Origin of the sequence: Parablautia muri, assembly GCF_009917485.1 — a bacterium.
Taxonomy (GTDB): Bacteria; Bacillota; Clostridia; order Lachnospirales; family Lachnospiraceae; genus Suilimivivens; species Suilimivivens muri.
Window position 1 is genome coordinate 1 of record NZ_QZDT01000140.1, and the last position, 2034, is coordinate 2034.

Genomic DNA, 2034 nt, shown 5'->3' on the forward strand with positions numbered 1-2034 from the left:
GAGTGTGTGAAATAATTTCTGTAAATTAAGATCTTCTATGATAAGTTAATAAGAAAGGTAGGTGCTTTTATTCACCTACCTCTTACTATATCTATATGGTATCTTCCTGTCAATAGATATGTCTGGTATTTTTGAAAATGCCTCGAAAAGGCAAATCATTAGCACCGATTTTCCGGTACTCATTTTTATATAGGAACAACTTAAAAGCATCCTCCGTAAGCTTAGGGCGCTGCCCTAAGAACCTGCAAGGGACCAGTCCCTTGACCCATAACCGGGCTCCGCCCGAACCCGCCCCGCTGGGAGCAGAAGGAAGGGAGGAACTCCCTCCCTTTTTGTAAAAGCGTTCTCCGTGGGGCTTTTGCCAAGAGGCTTTCGCGGCATAACGGGGCCCCCGCCCCATTATTCCACGGTCCTCCTGACAACGCCCCCGCTCCCTGGCATGCCTGTGTTTCCACGCGCGATATCTTCCCTTATCAAAGATTTTATCGCCCCCTGTACAGACGTGTCCCTGCCGTGTTTATGCTTCTTTATCCAGGCCAGGATATCCTGGTCTGTCTTATTGTTCAGCTTCAGCTTGATCTGGGTGGTATTCCATTCATCATACCTGTTCTGGGCATCATATTTTCCTCCATAAAACATATCCGGCTCCTTTCTTTAGGTGTACACCTATACTCTGACACAGGTGTACACCTATGCTTATACTGGCTTACTGAGGCAGTCTTCCTTCATACATGATGGCTAGTTCCCCATAGACTTTCCCCCAGTCACGGATAGGGACTGTCCATTTCTTTGCCACCTCAAAAGTTGCCAGGTAAAGGGCTTTGAGAAGGGCCTGCGGACTTGGGAACACGCTCCGCTGACGGTTCAGCCTCCGGTAAGAGGCGTTCAGCGATTCTATAGAATTCGTGGTATAAAATGCGGTCCTTGTATCTTTTGAAAACTTAAAGATCGTTGCAATGGCATCCCAATTGTCATACCAGCGCCCCATCGCTCCTGGATACTGCCCTTTCCATTTCTCCGTAACATCATCCAGCCGTTTCAACGCCGCCTTCTCATCTGCCGCCGTATAGATCGTTTTCAGGTCCTTTGCAAACGCCTTCATGTCTTTGTTGGCTGCATATTTCAATGTATTCCTCACCATGTGGACGATACAGCGTTGCTGCTCCGTGGCCGGAAACGCCGCCGATACCGCCTCTTTGATCCCGCTCAGCCCGTCAGAGCAAAGGATCAGGATATCCTTCACCCCGCGGTTTTTCAGCCCGTTAAGGACACCCAGCCAGTATTTGCTGCTTTCATTCTCGCCTATGACTATGGCCAGGACTTCCTTCCTGCCGTCCGCGTTGATACCCAGCACGACATAGGCGGCAAGTTTGCGTATGATGCCGTCATCACGGACGGAAAAATGGACTGCGTCTATGAAGACGATGGGATAAACCTCATCCAGGGGCCGGTTCTGCCATTCCTCAATCTGCGGGAGGAGTCTGTCGGTTATGTCTGATACCATCCCCTCGCTGACCTCAAAACCGTAAATATCCTCTATGGTCTCGGAGATCTGGCGTGTGGTCATGCCTTTTGCGTACATGGAAATGATCTTGTCATCAATGGCGGAGATGTCCTTCTTGCGCTTGGGGACGATCTGCGGTTCAAAGGAGCTTTGGCGGTCCTGGGGCACGTCCACTTCAAATTCACCGTATTTGCTGCGGACACTCTTGGGCTTTGTGCCGTTTCTGTAATTTGTCTCGTCAGAACGCTCATACTTTCCATAGCCGAGATGGTTATCCATCTCGGCCTCCAGCATCTCCTTTACCGTGCCGCAGAGCAGGTCTTTGAGGGCATCTTGAATATCTTCTGCAGTCTCAATGTCATACTCCCGCAGCAATCCATGGATGAGGTTGCGCTTGCCCTCAGTCATTGGTTTAGGTTTGTAAACTTCTTTTTTTCTGTTTGCCATAATTTAAGGCCTCCTATGATTTAGATTTTATCATAGAAGACCTTATTCTTATGAAATATTTACAGACTTTTTTTCACAGACTC

2 protein-coding genes are annotated in these 2034 nt (G+C 48.7%); both read right to left on the bottom strand.

What is annotated here, in order from left to right:
* Positions 1-399: 399 nt before the first annotated feature.
* Complete coding sequence (locus tag D5281_RS24670; protein ID WP_160562498.1) at positions 400-639, bottom strand: hypothetical protein; 240 nt, start codon at positions 637-639, stop codon at positions 400-402.
* Positions 640-706: 67 nt separating this feature from the next.
* Entirely contained in the window at positions 707-1912 is a 1206-nt protein-coding gene (locus tag D5281_RS24675) for an IS256 family transposase (protein WP_277935622.1), read from the bottom strand.
* Between the last annotated feature and the right edge of the window lie 122 nt (positions 1913-2034).